The sequence below is a fragment of the Pseudomonas sp. B10 genome (assembly GCF_900156235.1).
Lineage (GTDB): Bacteria > Pseudomonadota > Gammaproteobacteria > Pseudomonadales > Pseudomonadaceae > Aquipseudomonas > Aquipseudomonas siliginis.
This window is the reverse complement of the sequence record NZ_LT707063.1, coordinates 4,437,551-4,454,314: the sequence shown is the minus strand read 5'-3', so window position 1 is coordinate 4,454,314 and position 16,764 is coordinate 4,437,551. Positions and strand designations below refer to the sequence as shown.

Here is a 16,764-nt window from a genome sequence, read left to right as displayed (position 1 = left end):
TGGTTTTCTTTTGAGAACTACAATTTCTTTATTTCAGATAAAAAAATACCCCCGCCGTTTGCACGGCGGGGGCATCTTTATTGCGCTAAAGCGTTGGGGTGATTAAACGCCCGAAGCCTTGGCAGCTGCCACGTCTTTGATGGACAGCTTGATACGGCCGCGGTTGTCCACGTCCAGTACCAGCACTTCCACTTCCTGGCCTTCTTTCAGGATGTCGGTCACTTTCTCAACGCGAGCGTCGCTCAGCATCGAGATGTGCACCAGACCGTCCTTGCCCGGCAGGATGTTGACGAATGCGCCGAAGTCGACGATGCGCTCAACCTTGCCGACGTAGATCTTGCCGATCTCGGCTTCTGCCGTGATGCTCAGAACGCGCTGACGCGCTGCTTCTGCGGCATCCTTGGTTTCGCCGAAGATCTTGATCGAACCGTCGTCTTCGATGTCGATCGAAGCCTTGGTTTCTTCGCAGATCGCACGGATGGTCGCGCCACCTTTACCGATAACGTCACGGATCTTGTCGGTGTCGATCTTCATCGCGATCATGGTCGGAGCGTTGGCCGACAGTTCGGTACGCGACTGGCCAATGATCTGGTTCATCTGGCCGAGGATGTTCAGGCGCGCTTCAAGGGCCTGGCCCAGAGCGATTTCCATGATCTCTTCGGTGATGCCCTTGATCTTGATGTCCATCTGCAGCGCAGTAACGCCTTTGGCGGTACCGGCTACCTTGAAGTCCATGTCGCCCAGGTGATCTTCGTCGCCGAGGATGTCGGTCAGGACGGCGAACTTCTCGCCTTCTTTAACCAGACCCATAGCGATACCGGCTACCGGTGCCTTCATCGGTACACCAGCGTCCATCAGTGCCAGGGAAGCACCGCACACGGAAGCCATCGAGCTCGAACCGTTGGATTCGGTGATTTCCGACACCACGCGGATGGTGTACGGGAACACGTCAGCGGCTGGCAGCATGGCCGAAACCGAACGACGGGCCAGACGGCCGTGACCGATTTCGCGACGACCGGCGCCACCCATGCGACCACACTCGCCCACCGAGAACGGCGGGAAGTTGTAGTGCAGCATGAACGGGTCTTTTTTCTCGCCTTCCAGGGTGTCCAGCAGTTGTGCGTCACGGGCGGTGCCCAGTGTTGCAACAACCAGTGCCTGGGTCTCGCCACGGGTGAACAGAGCCGAACCGTGAGTCTTTGGCAGAACGCCGACTTCGATGTTCAGCGGACGCACAGTCTTGGTGTCGCGACCGTCGATACGTGGCTTGCCGTTAACGATGTTTTCGCGAACGGTGCGGTATTCGATTTCGCCGAAGGCTGCTTTGACTTCAGCAGCGCTTGGCTGGCCTTCTTCACCGGACAGCTTGGCAACCACTTGGTCCTTCAGCTCACCCAGGCGAGCGTAACGGTCGGCCTTGATGGTGATGGTGTAAGCCTGGGAGATCGCTTCGCCGAACTCGGCACGGATAGCGCCCAGCAGTTCGGTGGCTTCTGGCGCAGGAGCCCAGTTCCAGGTTGGCTTGGCAGCTTCGGCAGCCAGTTCTTTAACAGCGTTGATCACAACCTGGAATTCGTCGTGAGCGAACAGTACCGCGCCCAGCATCTGGTCTTCGGTCAGCTCTTTGGCTTCCGATTCAACCATCAGCACGGCGTCGGAAGTACCGGCAACGACCATGTCCAGGCTCGAAGCGGCCTGCTGTTCGTAGGTCGGGTTCAGCAGGTAGCCGGTGCTTTCGTGGAAAGCCACGCGAGCGGCGCCGATCGGGCCGTCGAATGGAATGCCGGAGATGGCCAGGGCAGCCGAGGTACCGATCATCGCAGCGATGTCCGGATCGGTCTTCTTGCTGGTGGAAACGACGGTGCAGACAACCTGCACTTCGTTCATGAAGCCTTCTGGGAACAGCGGACGGATCGGACGGTCGATCAGTCGGGAAGTCAGGGTTTCTTTCTCGGAAGGACGGCCTTCACGCTTGAAGAAACCGCCAGGGATCTTACCGGCAGCGTAAGTCTTTTCCTGGTAATGAACGGACAGAGGGAAGAAGCCCTTGCCCGGATCGGCTTGCTTTGCACCGACAACAGTCACCAACACGCTGACGTCGTCGTCAACGGTGACCAATACTGCGCCGGAGGCCTGACGGGCGATACGGCCTGTCTCGAGGGTAACGGTCGATTGACCGAACTGGAATTTTTTGATTACCGGGTTCACGGTGTCCTACCTTCTTTGTGGCTCTTGGGGGAAACGGTTTCTTGCGAATTCTTGGGCAATCTCGGGAATCGGCCCGATGGCAATTGTCCGGGTGCTACAGGTAAAGCCATGCTGCAGATAAAACTTGAGGCTGGGAGCCTGCAAGGCGCCAGCGGAAAACCGCTGACGCCCGACAGACCACCAACCTCATAGCGCAATCGCTGATTAGCGACGCAGACCCAGGCGAGCGATCAGCGCGGCGTACCGGCTTACGTCCTTGCCTTTCAGGTAGTCCAGCAGCTTGCGACGCTGGTTAACCATGCGGATCAGACCACGACGGGAGTGGTGATCTTTACCGTTGGCCTTGAAGTGACCTTGCAGTTTGTTGATGTTGGCGGTCAGCAGTGCAACCTGCACTTCTGGCGAACCAGTGTCACCAACAGCTTGCTGGTAGTCAGCAACGATTTGAGCTTTTTCTTGAACGTCGAGAGCCATGAGGCAATCCTTCCTTATCAGGAAACTGTTTCAGGGAAACAGCTTCAACAGGCCAGGGACAAATCCCTGTATCTATAAATGAGTAGTGACCATGCCTGTTAACAGCCACACTCGCCGGCCCGCTTAACGCAGACCGGTTCCGGTCATTCTGACCGAATCAAGCGACGCGGCGCGATACGCCCGTCTTCGCTCACTTCACCGATACCGATGAAGCGACCATTATGATCCTGTACTCGTACCATGCCGAACTTCGGTGCATCCGGGGCACGTACCGGCTGGCCGTTGAGCCAGTAGAACGCGCTCGCTTCCGAGAAGTGCAGCAGCGGCCAATCCTGCAGGCCGCTGTCCGATGGCATCAGGAAGCGGTCGACCGCTTCATTGCCGCCTTCGGCATGTACCGCTTCCAGCTCTTCGAGGGTAACAGTCTGCGCCAGGGTGAAAGGCCCGGCCTGGGTCCGGCGCAATTCTGCGACGTACGCACCACAACCGAGTTGCTCACCGATATCCTCCACCAGGGTCCGAATATAGGTGCCCTTGCTGCAGTCCACCGCAAGCCGCGCAGTATCGCCTTCGAAGGCCAGCAATTCCAAGCGCGCAATAGTAACAGAACGCGGTTCGCGCTCCACTACTTCGCCTGCACGTGCCAGTTTGTACAGCGGCTGGCCATCACGCTTGAGTGCCGAGTACATCGGCGGTATCTGACTGATTTGCCCACGAAATTTCGGCAGAACCGCTTCGACATCGGCGCGACCAACGGTCACCGGACGCTCCTGCAAAACCTCTCCTTCGGCATCGGCCGTGGTGGTGGTCTTGCCCAGTTGTGCCAGGGTCTCATAGCCCTTGTCGGAATCGAGCAGGTATTGCGAAAACTTGGTCGCCTCGCCGAAGCACAGCGGCAACACGCCGGTGGCCAACGGGTCGAGGCTGCCGGTGTGCCCGGCCTTCTCGGCATTGAGCAGCCAGCGCACCTTCTGCAAGGCAGCGTTGGAGGTGAACCCCAATGGCTTGTCGAGCAGGATGATGCCGCTGACGTTACGACGGATACGTTTGACCTGAGCCACCGAATTACTCCTTGGTGTCTTCAGGTGCTGGAGCGGCAACGTGCTGATTGTCTTCAGCCACGGCGCGCTCGATCAATGCCGACAGGTGCGCGCCACGCACGACGGATTCGTCGTAGTGGAAGTGCAATTGCGGCACGCTGCGCAGCTTCATTTCGCGGGCCAATTGCATGCGCAGGAAGCCTGCGGCGGCGTTGAGCACCTTGATGCTTTGCGCGATGTCTTCAGCATTGTCCTGACCCATCACGGTGATGAAAATCTTCGCGTGACCGACGTCACGGGACACTTCCACAGCGGTGATGGTGACCAGGCCGACGCGCGGATCTTTGACTTCGCGACGGATCAGTTGCGCCAGCTCGCGCTGCATCTGATCGCCGATACGTTGGGTACGGCTGTATTCTTTTGCCATGATTTGTTACCTGTTACTGCCCAGCGGTGAAACCCGCAAGGTCTGAAAGCGGCAAACGCCCGGCCTGACAAAAGCCAGACCGGGCGTTGCGTTTAGAGTCCGGACGCTGTGCCGTGCATTTGCATGCTACGGCCCATCGTGGCCCTTGAAGTGCGCGAGTCAGAGGCTGCGAGCAACCTGAACCTTCTCGAAGACTTCGATCTTGTCGCCGACTTTGACGTCGTTGTAGCTCTTCACGCCGATACCGCATTCCATGCCGGCACGTACTTCGGAAGCGTCATCCTTGAAGCGGCGCAGGGATTCCAGCTCGCCTTCGAAGATAACGATGTCTTCACGCAGTACACGGATCGGACGGTTACGGTGCACGACACCTTCGATCACCATGCAACCGGCGATCGCGCCAAACTTCGGCGAACGGAACACGTCACGCACTTCGGCCACACCCAGGATGTTCTCGCGAACATCGCTGCCGAGCATGCCGGTCAGGGCTTTCTTGACGTCTTCGATGATGTCGTAGATCACGTTGTAGTAACGCATATCCAGACCTTCCTGCTCGACGATCTTGCGAGCGCCGGCATCGGCACGCACGTTGAAGCCGAACAGTACAGCGTTGGAAGCCAGTGCCAGGTTGGCGTCGGATTCGGTGATACCACCGACACCGCCACCCACGACGCGCACTTGTACTTCGTCGTTGCCCAGGCCATTCAAGGCACCGTTCAACGCTTCCAGCGAACCACGGACGTCGGATTTGAGGACGATGTTGAGCGTCTTCTTCTCGGCCTGACCCATGTTTTCGAAGATATTTTCCAGCTTGCCGGCGTGAGCGCGAGCCAGTTTGACTTCGCGGAACTTGCCTTGACGGAACAGAGCCACTTCACGGGCTTTCTTCTCGTCGGCAACCACGCTCATCTCGTCGCCAGCGTCCGGGGTACCGTCCAGGCCGAGGATCTCGACAGGGATGGATGGACCGGCTTCCTTGATTGGCTTGCCGTTCTCGTCGAGCATGGCACGTACACGGCCGTAGTTCGAACCGACCAGGACCATGTCGCCTTGACGCAGCGTACCGTCCTGAACCAGCACGGTTGCCACCGGGCCACGACCCTTGTCGAGACGCGATTCAACCACCACACCACGGCCAGGAGCCGACGGTGTAGCTTTCAGTTCGAGAACTTCGGCCTGCAGCAGAACGGCTTCAAGCAGCTCGTCCACGCCAGTACCCATCTTCGCCGAAACCGGAACGAATGGTGTGTCGCCACCCCAGTCTTCGGAAGTCACGCCGTGAACCGACAGTTCGCTGCGGATGCGATCGAGATCAGCGCCCGGCTTGTCGATCTTGTTCACTGCAACCACCAGCGGCACGCCAGCTGCCTGCGCATGCTGAACCGCTTCGATGGTTTGCGGCATCACGCCGTCGTCCGCTGCAACCACGAGGATCACGATGTCGGTCGCCTTGGCACCACGGGCACGCATTGCGGTAAACGCAGCGTGACCCGGGGTGTCGAGGAAAGTGACCATGCCGCGATCAGTCTCAACGTGGTATGCACCGATGTGCTGGGTGATACCGCCGGCTTCGCCAGCAGCTACCTTGGCACGACGGATGTAGTCGAGCAGGGAAGTCTTACCGTGGTCAACGTGGCCCATTACGGTCACGACTGGTGCACGGGAGAACGACTCACCTTCAAACTTCAGGGACTCGGCCAGGGAATCTTCCAGAGCGGTGTCGCTGACCAGGGTCACTTTGTGGCCCAGTTCTTCGGCTACCAGTTGAGCAGTTTCCTGATCAAGCACCTGGTTGATGGTCGCTGGGGTACCCAGTTTGAACATGAACTTGATGATTTCAGCCGCTTTGACCGACATCTGATTGGCCAGATCGCCAACCGTGATGGTCTCGCCGATCTGCACATCACGCACGACAGGGCCGGTCGGACTCTGGAAACCGTGAGCGTTGCGCTTCTTCAGCTTGGCCTTGCCGCGACCACCACGACGGAAGCCATCGCTTTCTTCGTCGGTAGTGCGTGGCGCCACACGTGGTGCCGGGGCTTTTTCTTTGACCGATGCGCGATGCGGAGCGTTTTTGCGCTCGCCATCACCGCCGCCGCTACGACGATTGTTATCGTCGGCACGTGGCTTGTCCGGACGGCGCTGTTCGTTCTGCTTGTTGCGAACGTCAGCCGATGGAGCAGGAGCAGCAGCCACCGGTGCGCTTTCGCGAACAGGTTCGGCAGCAGCCGGTGCCGCAACGGCGTCGCTGGCAGCGGTTTGCGCAGCAGCAGGCTGGCGACGCGCTTCTTCTTCGGCGCGTTGCTTGGCTTCTTCTTCAGCCTTCTGACGGGCAGCATTTTCTACTGCGCGACGCTCATCCAGTTCACGCTTGCGCTCGGCTTCGATTTCTTCCGGGCTGCGCTGTACGAAAACTTTCTTCTTGCGAACTTCAACGCTGATGCTCTTGCTACCAGCCACACGCAGGGTGCTGGTGGTTTTACGCTGCAGCGTGATCTTGCGTGGTTCTTCCACTTTCGCCTTGTGACTGCTCTTCAAGTGAGTCAGCAGGGATTGCTTCTCACTGTCAGTCACATTTTCGTCGGCGGCGGTGTGCGGCAGACCTGCCTCACGCATCTGCTGCAACAGGCGCTCTACCGGTGTTTTGACCTCATCGGCCAGTTGTTTCACCGTGACTTGCGTCATGCACTTCTCTCCTCAGGCCGCGCCTAGTTACTCGAACCAGTGGGCTCGGGCGGCCATGATCAACTTGCCGGCACGATCATCGTCAATGCCGTCGATGTCGAGCAGGTCGTCAATAGACTGCTCGGCCAGGTCTTCGCGGGTAATTACGCCGCGCACCGCCAGTTCCATCGCCAAATCCTTGTCCATACCCTCAAGCGAGAGCAGGTCTTCGGCCGGATGGGCGTCTGCCAGCTTTTCCTCAGTAGCGATGGCTTTGGTCAACAAGCGATCCTTGGCGCGAGCACGAAGCTCGTTGACGATGTCCTCGTCAAAGCCGTCGATGTTGAGCATCTCCTCCACCGGTACGTAGGCAATCTCTTCCAGGCTGGTGAAGCCTTCATCTACCAGCACCTGAGCCAGTTCTTCGTCGACTTCCAGCTCGTCGATGAAGTTGCGCAGGATGTCGCCGGTTTCTGCTTGCTGCTTAGCCTGGATGTCCGATTCGGTCATCACGTTCAGGGTCCAGCCAGTCAACTGGCTGGCCAGACGCACGTTCTGACCACCGCGACCGATGGCCTGAGCCAGATTGTCTGCGCCAACGGCGATGTCCATGGCATGGGCATCTTCGTCAACGATAATTGCCGCAACCTCGGCCGGGGACATGGCGTTGATCACGAACTGGGCCGGGTTGTCGTCCCACAGCACGATATCAACACGCTCACCGCCCAACTCACCCGATACCGCCTGGACGCGCGAACCGCGCATACCGATGCAGGCACCTTGCGGGTCGATGCGCTTGTCCTTGGAGCGGACGGCGATCTTGGCACGCGAACCCGGATCACGGGAGGCGGCCATGACCTCGATGAGGCCTTCGGCGATTTCCGGCACTTCGATACGGAACAGCTCGATCAGCATTTCCGGCGCGGTACGCGACAGGATCAGCTGCGGGCCGCGGTTCTCGGTGCGGATTTCCTTGAGCAGCGCACGCAGACGCACGCCGACACGGAAGGTTTCGCGAGAAATGATGTCTTCACGGGCCAGCAACGCTTCAGCATTGTTGCCCAGATCGACGATCACGTTGTCGCGGGTGACTTTTTTCACGGTGCCGGAGATGATTTCTCCCAGGCGCTCGCGATAGGCGTCGACCACTTGAGCACGCTCGGCTTCGCGAACTTTCTGCACGATGACCTGCTTGGCAGTCTGTGCAGCGATGCGGCCGAATTCGATGGATTCGATTTTCTCTTCGACGACGTCACCGACCTTGGCGCCAGGATGCGTTTCGGCAACCTTGCTTGGCCAGGTCTCGATGGCCGGATCGTCGAGATCATTCTCTTCGACGACCGTCCAGCGACGGAAGGTTTCGTAGGAACCGGTGTGGCGGTTGATTTCCACACGCAGGTCCACTTCGTCTTCAAAACGCTTTTTGGTAGCAGTGGCCAGAGCCAGCTCCAGCGCTTCAAAAATTACGCTTGCCGGTACACCCTTTTCATTGGATACCGACTCAACAACCAGCAGTACTTCTTTGCTCATCGTACGCCTCGCCTTTCGCAAGCCATTGGATCCGCGGGATCCGCGTCTCAGTCAAAACTGGGAATAATGTTGGCCTTGTCGATCATATCGATCGGCAACAGGAACTCGTGGTCTTCTACCTGCACCACGACGTCCTGCTCTTCTACACCGCGCAGAAGGCCCTGAAAGTTGCGTCGACCTTCGAAAGGCGAGCGCAGCTTGATCTTCACTTGTTCACCGGCAAATTTGGCAAACTGCTCAAGAGTGAACAGCGGGCGCTCCATGCCAGGCGAGGAAACTTCAAGGGTGTATTCAACGGAGATCGGATCTTCAACATCCAGAACGCCGCTGATCTGACGGCTGACAATGGCGCAATCGTCCACCAGCACGCCACCCTCTTTATCGATATAAACGCGCAACATCGAGTGACGACCCTGAGCCGAAAACTCGATACCCCAGCATTCATAGCCCAGGGCCACGACCACCGGGGCCAGCAAGGCCTGCAACTCTTCTAGCTTGCTCGACACCTGAACCCCCTAGTGCATGATATGTGCATGCTTTGCAAAATAAAAAAATGGGCATAACGCCCATCCTTGAAACGCCGTCGAACAGCGGCGTTGAAAGTATCCAGCTAACAAAAAGCCCCTTAAAAGGGGCTCCTTAAACTGGTTGCGGGGGCCGGATTTGAACCGACGACCTTCGGGTTATGAGCCCGACGAGCTACCAGACTGCTCCACCCCGCGACAAAGCTGGGGCGGAAGTATACGACCGATCCCTTTTAGGGTCAATGTAACCTTCCACCTGCAAGAAAGCCCGCAACAGCGGGCTCTCCTGACTAATTGGTACCGAGAAGGGGACTCGAACCCCTACACCCTATGGGCACAACCACCTCAAGGTTGCGTGTCTACCAATTCCACCACCTCGGCAATACTACGTTTGAAACTCTTCTTACTTCTGCTCTTGAGCTGGAGGCACGTCAGTCGCTGGAGTAGCCGACTTTTGCTCTTGAAGCACCGGGACATCATCAGAAGCCGGTTGTTGCTTAGGTACTTCCAACACTGCTGGATCTGGAAGACCTGCTTGAGTCAGCTGATGAGCTTTCTCTTTAGCAAAGTAACCTAACCCCAAGCTGGTTATGAAGAAACCGGCGGCAAGTATAGCAGTAAACTTACTAAGAAAGGTAGAGGAACCTTGGCTTCCGAACACAGTATTTGAAGCACCTGCTCCGAAAGACGCGCCAGCGTCCGCACCCTTACCCTGCTGCAGCAAAACCAGAGCAACTACGCCCAATGCACCCAGCAGATGAAAAACGACTACGACTGTTTCCAGCATTTTTTCAGTTTCCCGCGGCGCGACAGATCGCACCGAACTCATCTGCATTCAGGGAAGCTCCACCAATGAGCCCCCCATCGATATCCGGCATGCCGAACAGTTCGACCGCATTGGCCGCCTTCACGCTGCCGCCGTATAGAAGCCGCACACCTCGTGCGACTTCAGAATTCTCTGCCGCCAACTGCTCGCGAATGGCTTTATGCACATCCTGAGCCTGTTGCGGCGTTGCAGTCAGCCCGGTACCAATGGCCCAGACCGGCTCGTATGCAATCACTGCCTTGGCAAAGGCACCGACACCCAGCTCCTCAATGATGCTGCCCAGCTGACGCCCGACAACCTCAAGAGTTTTTCCGGCTTCGCGCTGCTCGAGGGTTTCCCCTACACACAACACCGGAATCAAGCCACATGCCTGTGCCGCTGCGAACTTGCGATTCAGCATCCCGTCTCGCTCGCCCATAATCTGGCGGCGTTCGGAGTGCCCGACAAGCACCAGGGAACAACCTGCATCCACCAGTTGGCTGGGAGCAATCTCACCAGTCAACGCACCTTGCATGGCTTCCACCGCAGAATTCTGCGCGCCGACCGAAATCGACTTGCCTTTCAAGCCATCAATCACTTGATTGATATACAAGCAAGGCGGGAACACCGCGACATCAACACCGCTAGGCAAGGCCAGATGACGAAGGCCGTTGATCAGCTCAGCGACGCTGGCGCGGGTACCGTGCATCTTCCAGTTACCAGCTACCATAGGGCGACGCATGCTGTACCTCGTCGGTCAAAGTGGGCGCAGATGTTACCCAACACAATCATGGCTTGCAAGCCGTATCAGGCAGAAACTTCGGTTACCAGTTTTGCCAGCTCTTCGGCATAGCCGCGAACCTGGTTTTCGTCCTCGCCTTCAACCATGACGCGCACCAAAGGCTCTGTGCCGGACTTGCGCAGAAGCACGCGACCGCGCCCCGCCATCGCCTGAGTGACACGGGCGCTGGCTTCCTTGACAGCCGGATGCTCCAGCGGGCTTTCACCGCCGCCAAAGCGAACGTTGATCAGCACCTGAGGGCACTTGCGCAAAGCCTGCCGCGTTTGCGCCAGACCTTCGTTGCGGGATTTCAGAGCCATCAACACCTGCAGAGCCGCGATGATCGCATCGCCCGTGGTGGTGTGGTTGAAGCAGACCACATGCCCGGAGTTTTCCCCACCAACGAGCCAGTTGCGCTCTTGCAGTTCGGCAATCACGTAGCGGTCACCGACATTGGCGCGAACGAACGGGATCGACAGATCCGCAAGGGCCAGTTCGAGACCAAGATTGCTCATCAACGTACCGACGACGCCACCCTGCAACTTGCCACGCTCATGCAGATCGCGGGCAATGATAAACAGCAGGTCATCACCATCGACGATGGTGCCGGTGTGATCGACCATCAATACCCGATCACCATCACCATCGAAGGCGATACCCAGGTCCGCATGCTCGGCCAGAACGGCGGCCTGCAACGGCCCCATATGCGTGGAACCGCAGTTATCGTTGATGTTCAGCCCGTTCGGCTGAGCGGAAAGCACGACGACTTCGGCACCCAATTCACGGAAGACGCTCGGCGCTACCTTATAGGTCGCACCATGCGCGCAGTCGATCACGATCTTCAGGCCGGCGAAATTGGTCCCGGTAGGCACGCTGCTTTTGCAGAACTCAATGTAGCGACCCGATGCGTCATTGATTCGCGACACTTTACCGATCTTGCTCGACTCGACGACAGTCATTGGCGTATCCAGCAACTCTTCGATCATCAGTTCCAATTCATCTGGCAGCTTGGTGCCTTTGCCGGAGAAGAACTTGATGCCGTTGTCGTCATGCGGGTTGTGCGAAGCACTGATCACGATCCCGGCCTCTGCCTGGAAAGTGCGCGACAGATAGGCGATGGCAGGTGTCGGCATCGGACCGAGCAGCATCACATCGGCACCCGCCGAGGTCAGCCCGGCCTCGAGTGCCGATTCGAACATATAGCCAGAGATCCGCGTGTCCTTACCGACCAGCACCTTGCAGGCACCCATCTTGCGGAAAGCCATGCCAGCCGCCCAACCGAGCTTGAGCATGAAGTCAGGCGTGATCGGGTATTCACCTACGCGACCGCGAATGCCGTCGGTACCAAAATATTTCTTGCTCATAAGTGCTCCATCATTCTTATTCGGCTGACTCTACGGCCGCGATCATTCGCACTACATCGACAGTTTCCGCCACATCGTGAACCCGCAAGATCCGCGCACCCTTGACCGAAGCCAGCGCAGCAAGCGCCAGGCCGCCGTGCAGACGCTCGCCCACGGGACGGTTCAAAGCGTGGCCAATCATACTCTTGCGCGAAACACCTACCAGCAATGGCCGCCCCAGCGCATGCAGGGCCTCCATGTGTTTGAACAAGCTTAGATTGTGCTGCAAGGTCTTGGCGAAGCCGAAGCCGGGATCAAGAATGATCCGCTCGGCGGGAATACCCGCCTGCGCGCACTGTTCCATGCGCTCGGCGAGAAACTCGCCGACCTCGCGGGTGACATCCTGATACTGCGGATTATCCTGCATATCGCCCGGCTCGCCGAGCATGTGCATGAGGCAGACCGGCAACCCTGTCGCCGCCGCCGCATCCAGCGCGCCATCGCGACGCAACGAACGCACATCATTGATCAGGCCGGCACCGAGCCGTGCGGTTTCGCGCATGACTGCCGGGGTGGAAGTATCGACCGAGATGATGACATCCAGCTCGCGATTGATCAGCTCGACAATCGGCGCGACGCGCTCGAGCTCCTCCAGGGGAGAAACCGCTCGCGCGCCTGGCCGGGTCGATTCGCCGCCGACATCAATCAGCGTCGCGCCAGCCAGCACCATGGCTTCGGCATGGCGCAGCGCCGCATCGAGCTGGCTGTAGCGGCCGCCGTCGGAAAAGGAATCAGGAGTGACATTGAGAATGCCCATGACATGCGTCTGGGCCAAATCAAGAACCCGGTTGCCGCAAGGCAACCGGGTCAGGGACTGTACAGAAGTCATTTCAAGCCTTAAACGTCAGCAGCCGGACCGCCAATCGGTTTCTCCGGACGCTCGTCCTGCACGACAGGCGGCGGAGGCGTACCGGTGCCACCCGACCAGTCGCGAGGTTCTCGAGGTGTGCGGCCGGCCATGATGTCGTCAATCTGCTCGGCATCGATGGTTTCGTACTTCATCAGCGCATCAGCCATGGCATCCAGTTTGTCACGGTTATCCGTGAGGATCTGCTTGGCGGTGCCGTAGCACTGATCGATGATGCTGCGCACTTCGGAGTCGATCAGCTTGGCTGTCTCACCGGAGAAGCTGGCAGCCTGACCACCACCACCGCGACCGAGGAACACTTCGCCCTCTTCTTCGGCATACATCAGCGGACCGAGTTTTTCCGACAGGCCCCATTTCGTCACCATGTTCCGGGCAATCTGACTTGCACGCATGATGTCGTTGGACGCACCGGTGGTTACACCATCGAAGCCCAGGGTCATTTCTTCAGCGATACGGCCACCGTACAACGAGCAGATCTGGCTGATCAGCGCACGCTTGGACAGGCTGTAGCGGTCTTCTTCCGGCAGGAACATGGTCACACCCAGCGCACGACCGCGCGGGATGATCGACACCTTGTAGACCGGATCATGCTCAGGCACGACGCGACCAACGATGGCGTGGCCGGCTTCGTGGTAGGCCGTGTTCTGTTTTTCTTTCTCGGACATGACCATGGATTTGCGCTCGGCGCCCATCATGATCTTGTCTTTCGCCAGTTCGAACTCTTTCATCTCGACGATGCGTTTGCCGCTACGTGCAGCGAACAACGACGCTTCGTTGACCAGGTTGGCCAAGTCAGCACCGGAGAAGCCCGGAGTACCTCGTGCGATCACTGCCGGAGCAACGTCGTCGCCCATTGGCACTTTGCGCATGTGCACTTTCAGAATCTGCTCACGACCGCGAATGTCCGGCAAGCCAACCACTACCTGACGATCGAAACGGCCCGGACGCAGCAGCGCAGGGTCGAGTACGTCCGGACGGTTGGTCGCAGCAATAACAATGATGCCGTCATTCATTTCAAAGCCGTCCATCTCCACCAGCAACTGGTTGAGAGTCTGCTCACGCTCGTCGTGGCCGCCACCCATGCCGGCGCCACGATGGCGACCTACGGCATCGATTTCGTCGATGAAGATGATGCAAGGGGCGTGCTTCTTGGCCTGCTCGAACATGTCACGGACGCGGCTCGCGCCGACACCCACGAACATTTCAACGAAGTCAGAACCGGAAATGGTGAAGAACGGCACTTTCGCTTCGCCGGCAATCGCCTTGGCCAGCAAGGTTTTACCGGTACCCGGCGGGCCGACCATCAGCACGCCGCGCGGGATACGACCGCCCAGACGCTGGAACTTGCCCGGATCACGCAGGAACTCGACCAGCTCGCCGACTTCTTCCTTGGCTTCGTCGCAACCGGCAACGTCAGCCAAAGTGGTTTTCACCTGATCTTCGGAGAGCAGGCGTGCCTTGCTCTTGCCGAAGCTCATCGGCCCGCCCTTGCCCCCGGCACCACCCTGCATCTGGCGCATGAAGAACATGAACACCGCGATGATCACTAGGATCGGGAAGCTGGCCACCAGGAGCTGAGTCCAGATGCTTTGCTGTTCAGGCTGCTTGCCTTCAACCACAACGTGATTGTCGACCAGATCGCCGATCAGGCCATTGTCCTGAATTGCCGGACGAATGGTCTTGAAGCTGTCGCCATCGGTGCGCTTGCCGGTAATCACATAGCCGTCAACGGCTACGCGCTCGACCTTGCCATCCTTGACCTGCTGGATGAAGTCGGAATAGTTGAGGGTCTGCGGCTCGTTAGGGCTGGAGAAGTTGTTCATCACCGTCACCAGGACTGCCGCGATGATCAACCACAGGATCAGATTCTTTGCCATATCGTTCAATTAACTACCCTCTGAAGCAAGCTCCGCTACTGGCGCGCGCTTCGCATGATATTCACCGGCCTAACTTACTACATTACCTACAACTCTGGCAGGCGCCGTCTGTAACCCTTTGTGAAACACTTTCTACACAATATTCGCTTATGCCCGCAGAGCGAAATATGAAAAACCTATCGCCCTGCCGAAAAACCTCGTTTTACGCATCACCGCCGCGATAACCCCAGGCCAGCATGTACTGCTCACGGGAGCTGCCACGGGAAGAGTCTGGCTTGATCATCTGGATCTTGTCGAATTTCTTCCGAGCGTCCTTCAGATAAACGTCAAACCCTTCGCCCTGAAAAATCTTGATGACGAAATTGCCACCGGGCTTGAGGATCCGTTCCGCCAGGTCCAGCGCCAGCTCACAGAGGAACATGGCCTTGGGCATGTCCACTTCGGGCGTACCACTCATATTGGGGGCCATATCGGAAATCACAAGGTCCACCTGCGAATTACCCACAGCCTCAAGGATTTCAGCGAGCACCGAGTCCTCCGTGAAGTCGCCCTGGATAAAATGCACGTCCGGAATGCTGTCCATTTCCAGGATGTCCGAAGCGATCAGACGACCCTGACCGCCGATCAACCGACTGGTCACCTGGGACCAGCCACCCGGCGCCGCGCCGAGGTCGACCACGCTCATGCCCGGACGGATGAGTTTGTATTTTTCCTGGATCTCCAGAAGTTTGTAACTTGCACGCGAGCGGTAGCCATCCTTCTGCGCCTGCTTCACATAAGGATCGTTGACATGTCTTTTCAGCCAACCAAGGCTTGTCTTGGAACGCGCCATTGGGCACCTCGATGATTAGGGTCGTGATTAGTTGGGCGGATCCACGAACCCTCGGGTAAAATGGCCGCCATTTTACAGAATCCAGACGAAAGGGTCAGATTATGCCGCTCACTCCAGAGCAGAAGAAACAGTACAAATCCATCGGCCACCACCTCAAACCAGTGTTGACGGTAGCGGACAACGGTTTGACTGAAGGTGTTTTAGCCGAACTTGAACGCGCCTTGGCCGATCACGAGCTGATCAAGATCAAGCTCAATATCCTCGATCGCGAGTCGCGCTTGGCGCACATCGCCGAACTGTGCAAGGTCGGCAAAGCGGACCTGGTTCAGGTCATCGGCAAGATGGCTCTGGTCTACCGCAAGAACTTCAGCGCCAACAAGCAGCTGTCGAACGTTCATCGCTTCAAGTGATGCGCAGGGTCAAGGGTGTGCTTCGCGCACCCTGCCACTCCATCCCGGCACCGGCTGCATGACCAGCACCAGCCCGGAAAATCCCAGCACCAGATAACTGAATACCTGCCAGCGCTGCGCATCCGGCCAGCCGACACGCACAGCGACATACATCGCGCACGCGTACAACGCCATCAACAGCACCTGCCCGCGAAAATCCCGCCATAGACTGGCAAGGCCCTCGGCCTGTACCAGCACCAAAGCCTGAAAGATCACGCACAGAGCGGCGAACCCCACCACCAGCACTTCGAATGCACTGGCGACTTCGTCGATCAACAGCGGCGCCAGGCCGATCCGACCCAGCGCCGGCTGCAAACCGATATGAATCAACCATAGGCCACCGACCCAAAGCATCTGGGTCAGTTGCCAAAGCATGGCGCCCGCATGCAGCGGGCGCCTTCTTTCAGATGTGACGAACTTCGACAATCTCGTACTCGATCACGCCGCTTGGCGTTTTGACGGCGACCACGTCACCCTCTTCCTTGCCAATCAAGGCGCGGGCCAGCGGCGAACCGACGGAGATCTTGCCGAGTTTGAAGTCAGCCTCATCCTCACCCACGATGTGGTAAGTGACGCTTTCATCAGTCTCGACGTTGGCGATCTCGACGGTGGTACCGAAAATCACTTTGCCGGTATGAGGAATGGTCGTGACATCGATGATGACCTGATTCTGAATCCGGCCCTCGATATCACGAATACGCGCTTCGACCATGCCTTGCTGTTCGCGGGCAGCATGGTATTCAGCGTTTTCCTTCAAGTCACCCAACTCGCGGGCCGTACCGATGTCCTGGCTGAGCTTCGGACGGACGACCTTGGTCAGGTGAGCATGCTCCTCTTCCAGGGCGCGAGCGCCCTGAACAGTCATTGGGTACTTGGTTATGC

16 protein-coding genes and 2 tRNA genes are annotated in these 16,764 nt (G+C 58.1%); 1 reads left to right on the top strand and 17 read right to left on the bottom strand.

Annotation, left to right across the window (positions count from 1 at the left end; translation table 11 throughout):
- Positions 1-102: 102 nt before the first annotated feature.
- The 15 genes from pnp to rlmE all read right to left on the bottom strand — a co-directional run bounded on the left by pnp (position 103) and on the right by rlmE (position 15,433).
- Positions 103-2,208 carry a polyribonucleotide nucleotidyltransferase gene (gene pnp, locus BXA01_RS20160; protein ID WP_024011572.1) on the bottom strand — a complete coding sequence of 702 codons (2,106 nt, stop codon included), beginning with the start codon at positions 2,206-2,208 and terminating at the stop codon, positions 103-105.
- A 204-nt stretch (positions 2,209-2,412) separates the two neighbouring features.
- Complete coding sequence (gene rpsO, locus BXA01_RS20155; RefSeq protein WP_016771751.1) at positions 2,413-2,682, bottom strand: 30S ribosomal protein S15; 270 nt, start codon at positions 2,680-2,682, stop codon at positions 2,413-2,415.
- A 143-nt stretch (positions 2,683-2,825) separates the two neighbouring features.
- Positions 2,826-3,743: a tRNA pseudouridine(55) synthase TruB gene (gene truB, locus BXA01_RS20150; protein ID WP_024011571.1), complete on the bottom strand. Its 918-nt coding sequence runs from the start codon at positions 3,741-3,743 to the stop codon at positions 2,826-2,828.
- Between the two features lie 4 nt (positions 3,744-3,747).
- Complete coding sequence (gene rbfA / locus BXA01_RS20145; RefSeq protein WP_016771753.1) at positions 3,748-4,149, bottom strand: 30S ribosome-binding factor RbfA; 402 nt, start codon at positions 4,147-4,149, stop codon at positions 3,748-3,750.
- Positions 4,150-4,308: 159 nt separating this feature from the next.
- Positions 4,309-6,834: a translation initiation factor IF-2 gene (gene infB, locus BXA01_RS20140; protein ID WP_041477933.1), complete on the bottom strand. Its 2,526-nt coding sequence runs from the start codon at positions 6,832-6,834 to the stop codon at positions 4,309-4,311.
- Positions 6,835-6,861: 27 nt separating this feature from the next.
- Complete coding sequence (gene nusA / locus BXA01_RS20135) at positions 6,862-8,343, bottom strand: transcription termination factor NusA (protein WP_024011569.1); 1,482 nt, start codon at positions 8,341-8,343, stop codon at positions 6,862-6,864.
- Positions 8,344-8,390: 47 nt separating this feature from the next.
- Positions 8,391-8,849 (bottom strand): ribosome maturation factor RimP, encoded by a 459-nt coding sequence (gene rimP, locus BXA01_RS20130; protein WP_007973115.1) that lies wholly within the window; start codon positions 8,847-8,849, stop codon positions 8,391-8,393.
- A 139-nt stretch (positions 8,850-8,988) separates the two neighbouring features.
- A tRNA-Met gene (locus BXA01_RS20125) sits at positions 8,989-9,065 on the bottom strand.
- 97 nt (positions 9,066-9,162) lie between these two features.
- Positions 9,163-9,248: transfer RNA gene (locus BXA01_RS20120), tRNA-Leu, on the bottom strand.
- Positions 9,249-9,270: 22 nt separating this feature from the next.
- Complete coding sequence (gene secG / locus BXA01_RS20115; protein WP_016771756.1) at positions 9,271-9,654, bottom strand: preprotein translocase subunit SecG; 384 nt, start codon at positions 9,652-9,654, stop codon at positions 9,271-9,273.
- Between the two features lie 4 nt (positions 9,655-9,658).
- Positions 9,659-10,414 (bottom strand): triose-phosphate isomerase, encoded by a 756-nt coding sequence (gene tpiA, locus BXA01_RS20110; RefSeq protein ID WP_007915248.1) that lies wholly within the window; start codon positions 10,412-10,414, stop codon positions 9,659-9,661.
- A 65-nt stretch (positions 10,415-10,479) separates the two neighbouring features.
- The gene (gene glmM / locus BXA01_RS20105) at positions 10,480-11,817 is read right to left on the bottom strand and encodes a phosphoglucosamine mutase (RefSeq protein ID WP_073473855.1); all 1,338 of its coding nucleotides are present in this window, start codon (positions 11,815-11,817) and stop codon (positions 10,480-10,482) included.
- Between the two features lie 16 nt (positions 11,818-11,833).
- Complete coding sequence (folP, locus tag BXA01_RS20100) at positions 11,834-12,685, bottom strand: dihydropteroate synthase (RefSeq protein ID WP_076565786.1); 852 nt, start codon at positions 12,683-12,685, stop codon at positions 11,834-11,836.
- Between the two features lie 8 nt (positions 12,686-12,693).
- Positions 12,694-14,601 (bottom strand): ATP-dependent zinc metalloprotease FtsH, encoded by a 1,908-nt coding sequence (gene ftsH / locus BXA01_RS20095; RefSeq protein ID WP_016771759.1) that lies wholly within the window; start codon positions 14,599-14,601, stop codon positions 12,694-12,696.
- 202 nt (positions 14,602-14,803) lie between these two features.
- Positions 14,804-15,433 carry a 23S rRNA (uridine(2552)-2'-O)-methyltransferase RlmE gene (rlmE, locus tag BXA01_RS20090; protein WP_016771760.1) on the bottom strand — a complete coding sequence of 210 codons (630 nt, stop codon included), beginning with the start codon at positions 15,431-15,433 and terminating at the stop codon, positions 14,804-14,806.
- Positions 15,434-15,534: 101 nt separating this feature from the next.
- Here rlmE and BXA01_RS20085 point away from each other — a divergent pair, with 101 nt between their 5' ends.
- The gene (locus BXA01_RS20085; RefSeq protein ID WP_016771761.1) at positions 15,535-15,843 is read left to right on the top strand and encodes a YhbY family RNA-binding protein; all 309 of its coding nucleotides are present in this window, start codon (positions 15,535-15,537) and stop codon (positions 15,841-15,843) included.
- 9 nt (positions 15,844-15,852) lie between these two features.
- Here the strand turns inward: BXA01_RS20085 and BXA01_RS20080 are convergent, their stop codons facing one another.
- Both BXA01_RS20080 and greA read right to left on the bottom strand, forming a co-directional pair.
- Entirely contained in the window at positions 15,853-16,257 is a 405-nt protein-coding gene (locus BXA01_RS20080; protein ID WP_076565784.1) for an MFS transporter, read from the bottom strand.
- Between the two features lie 28 nt (positions 16,258-16,285).
- Positions 16,286-16,762: a transcription elongation factor GreA gene (greA, locus tag BXA01_RS20075; RefSeq protein ID WP_038861135.1), complete on the bottom strand. Its 477-nt coding sequence runs from the start codon at positions 16,760-16,762 to the stop codon at positions 16,286-16,288.
- Positions 16,763-16,764 lie beyond the last annotated feature (2 nt).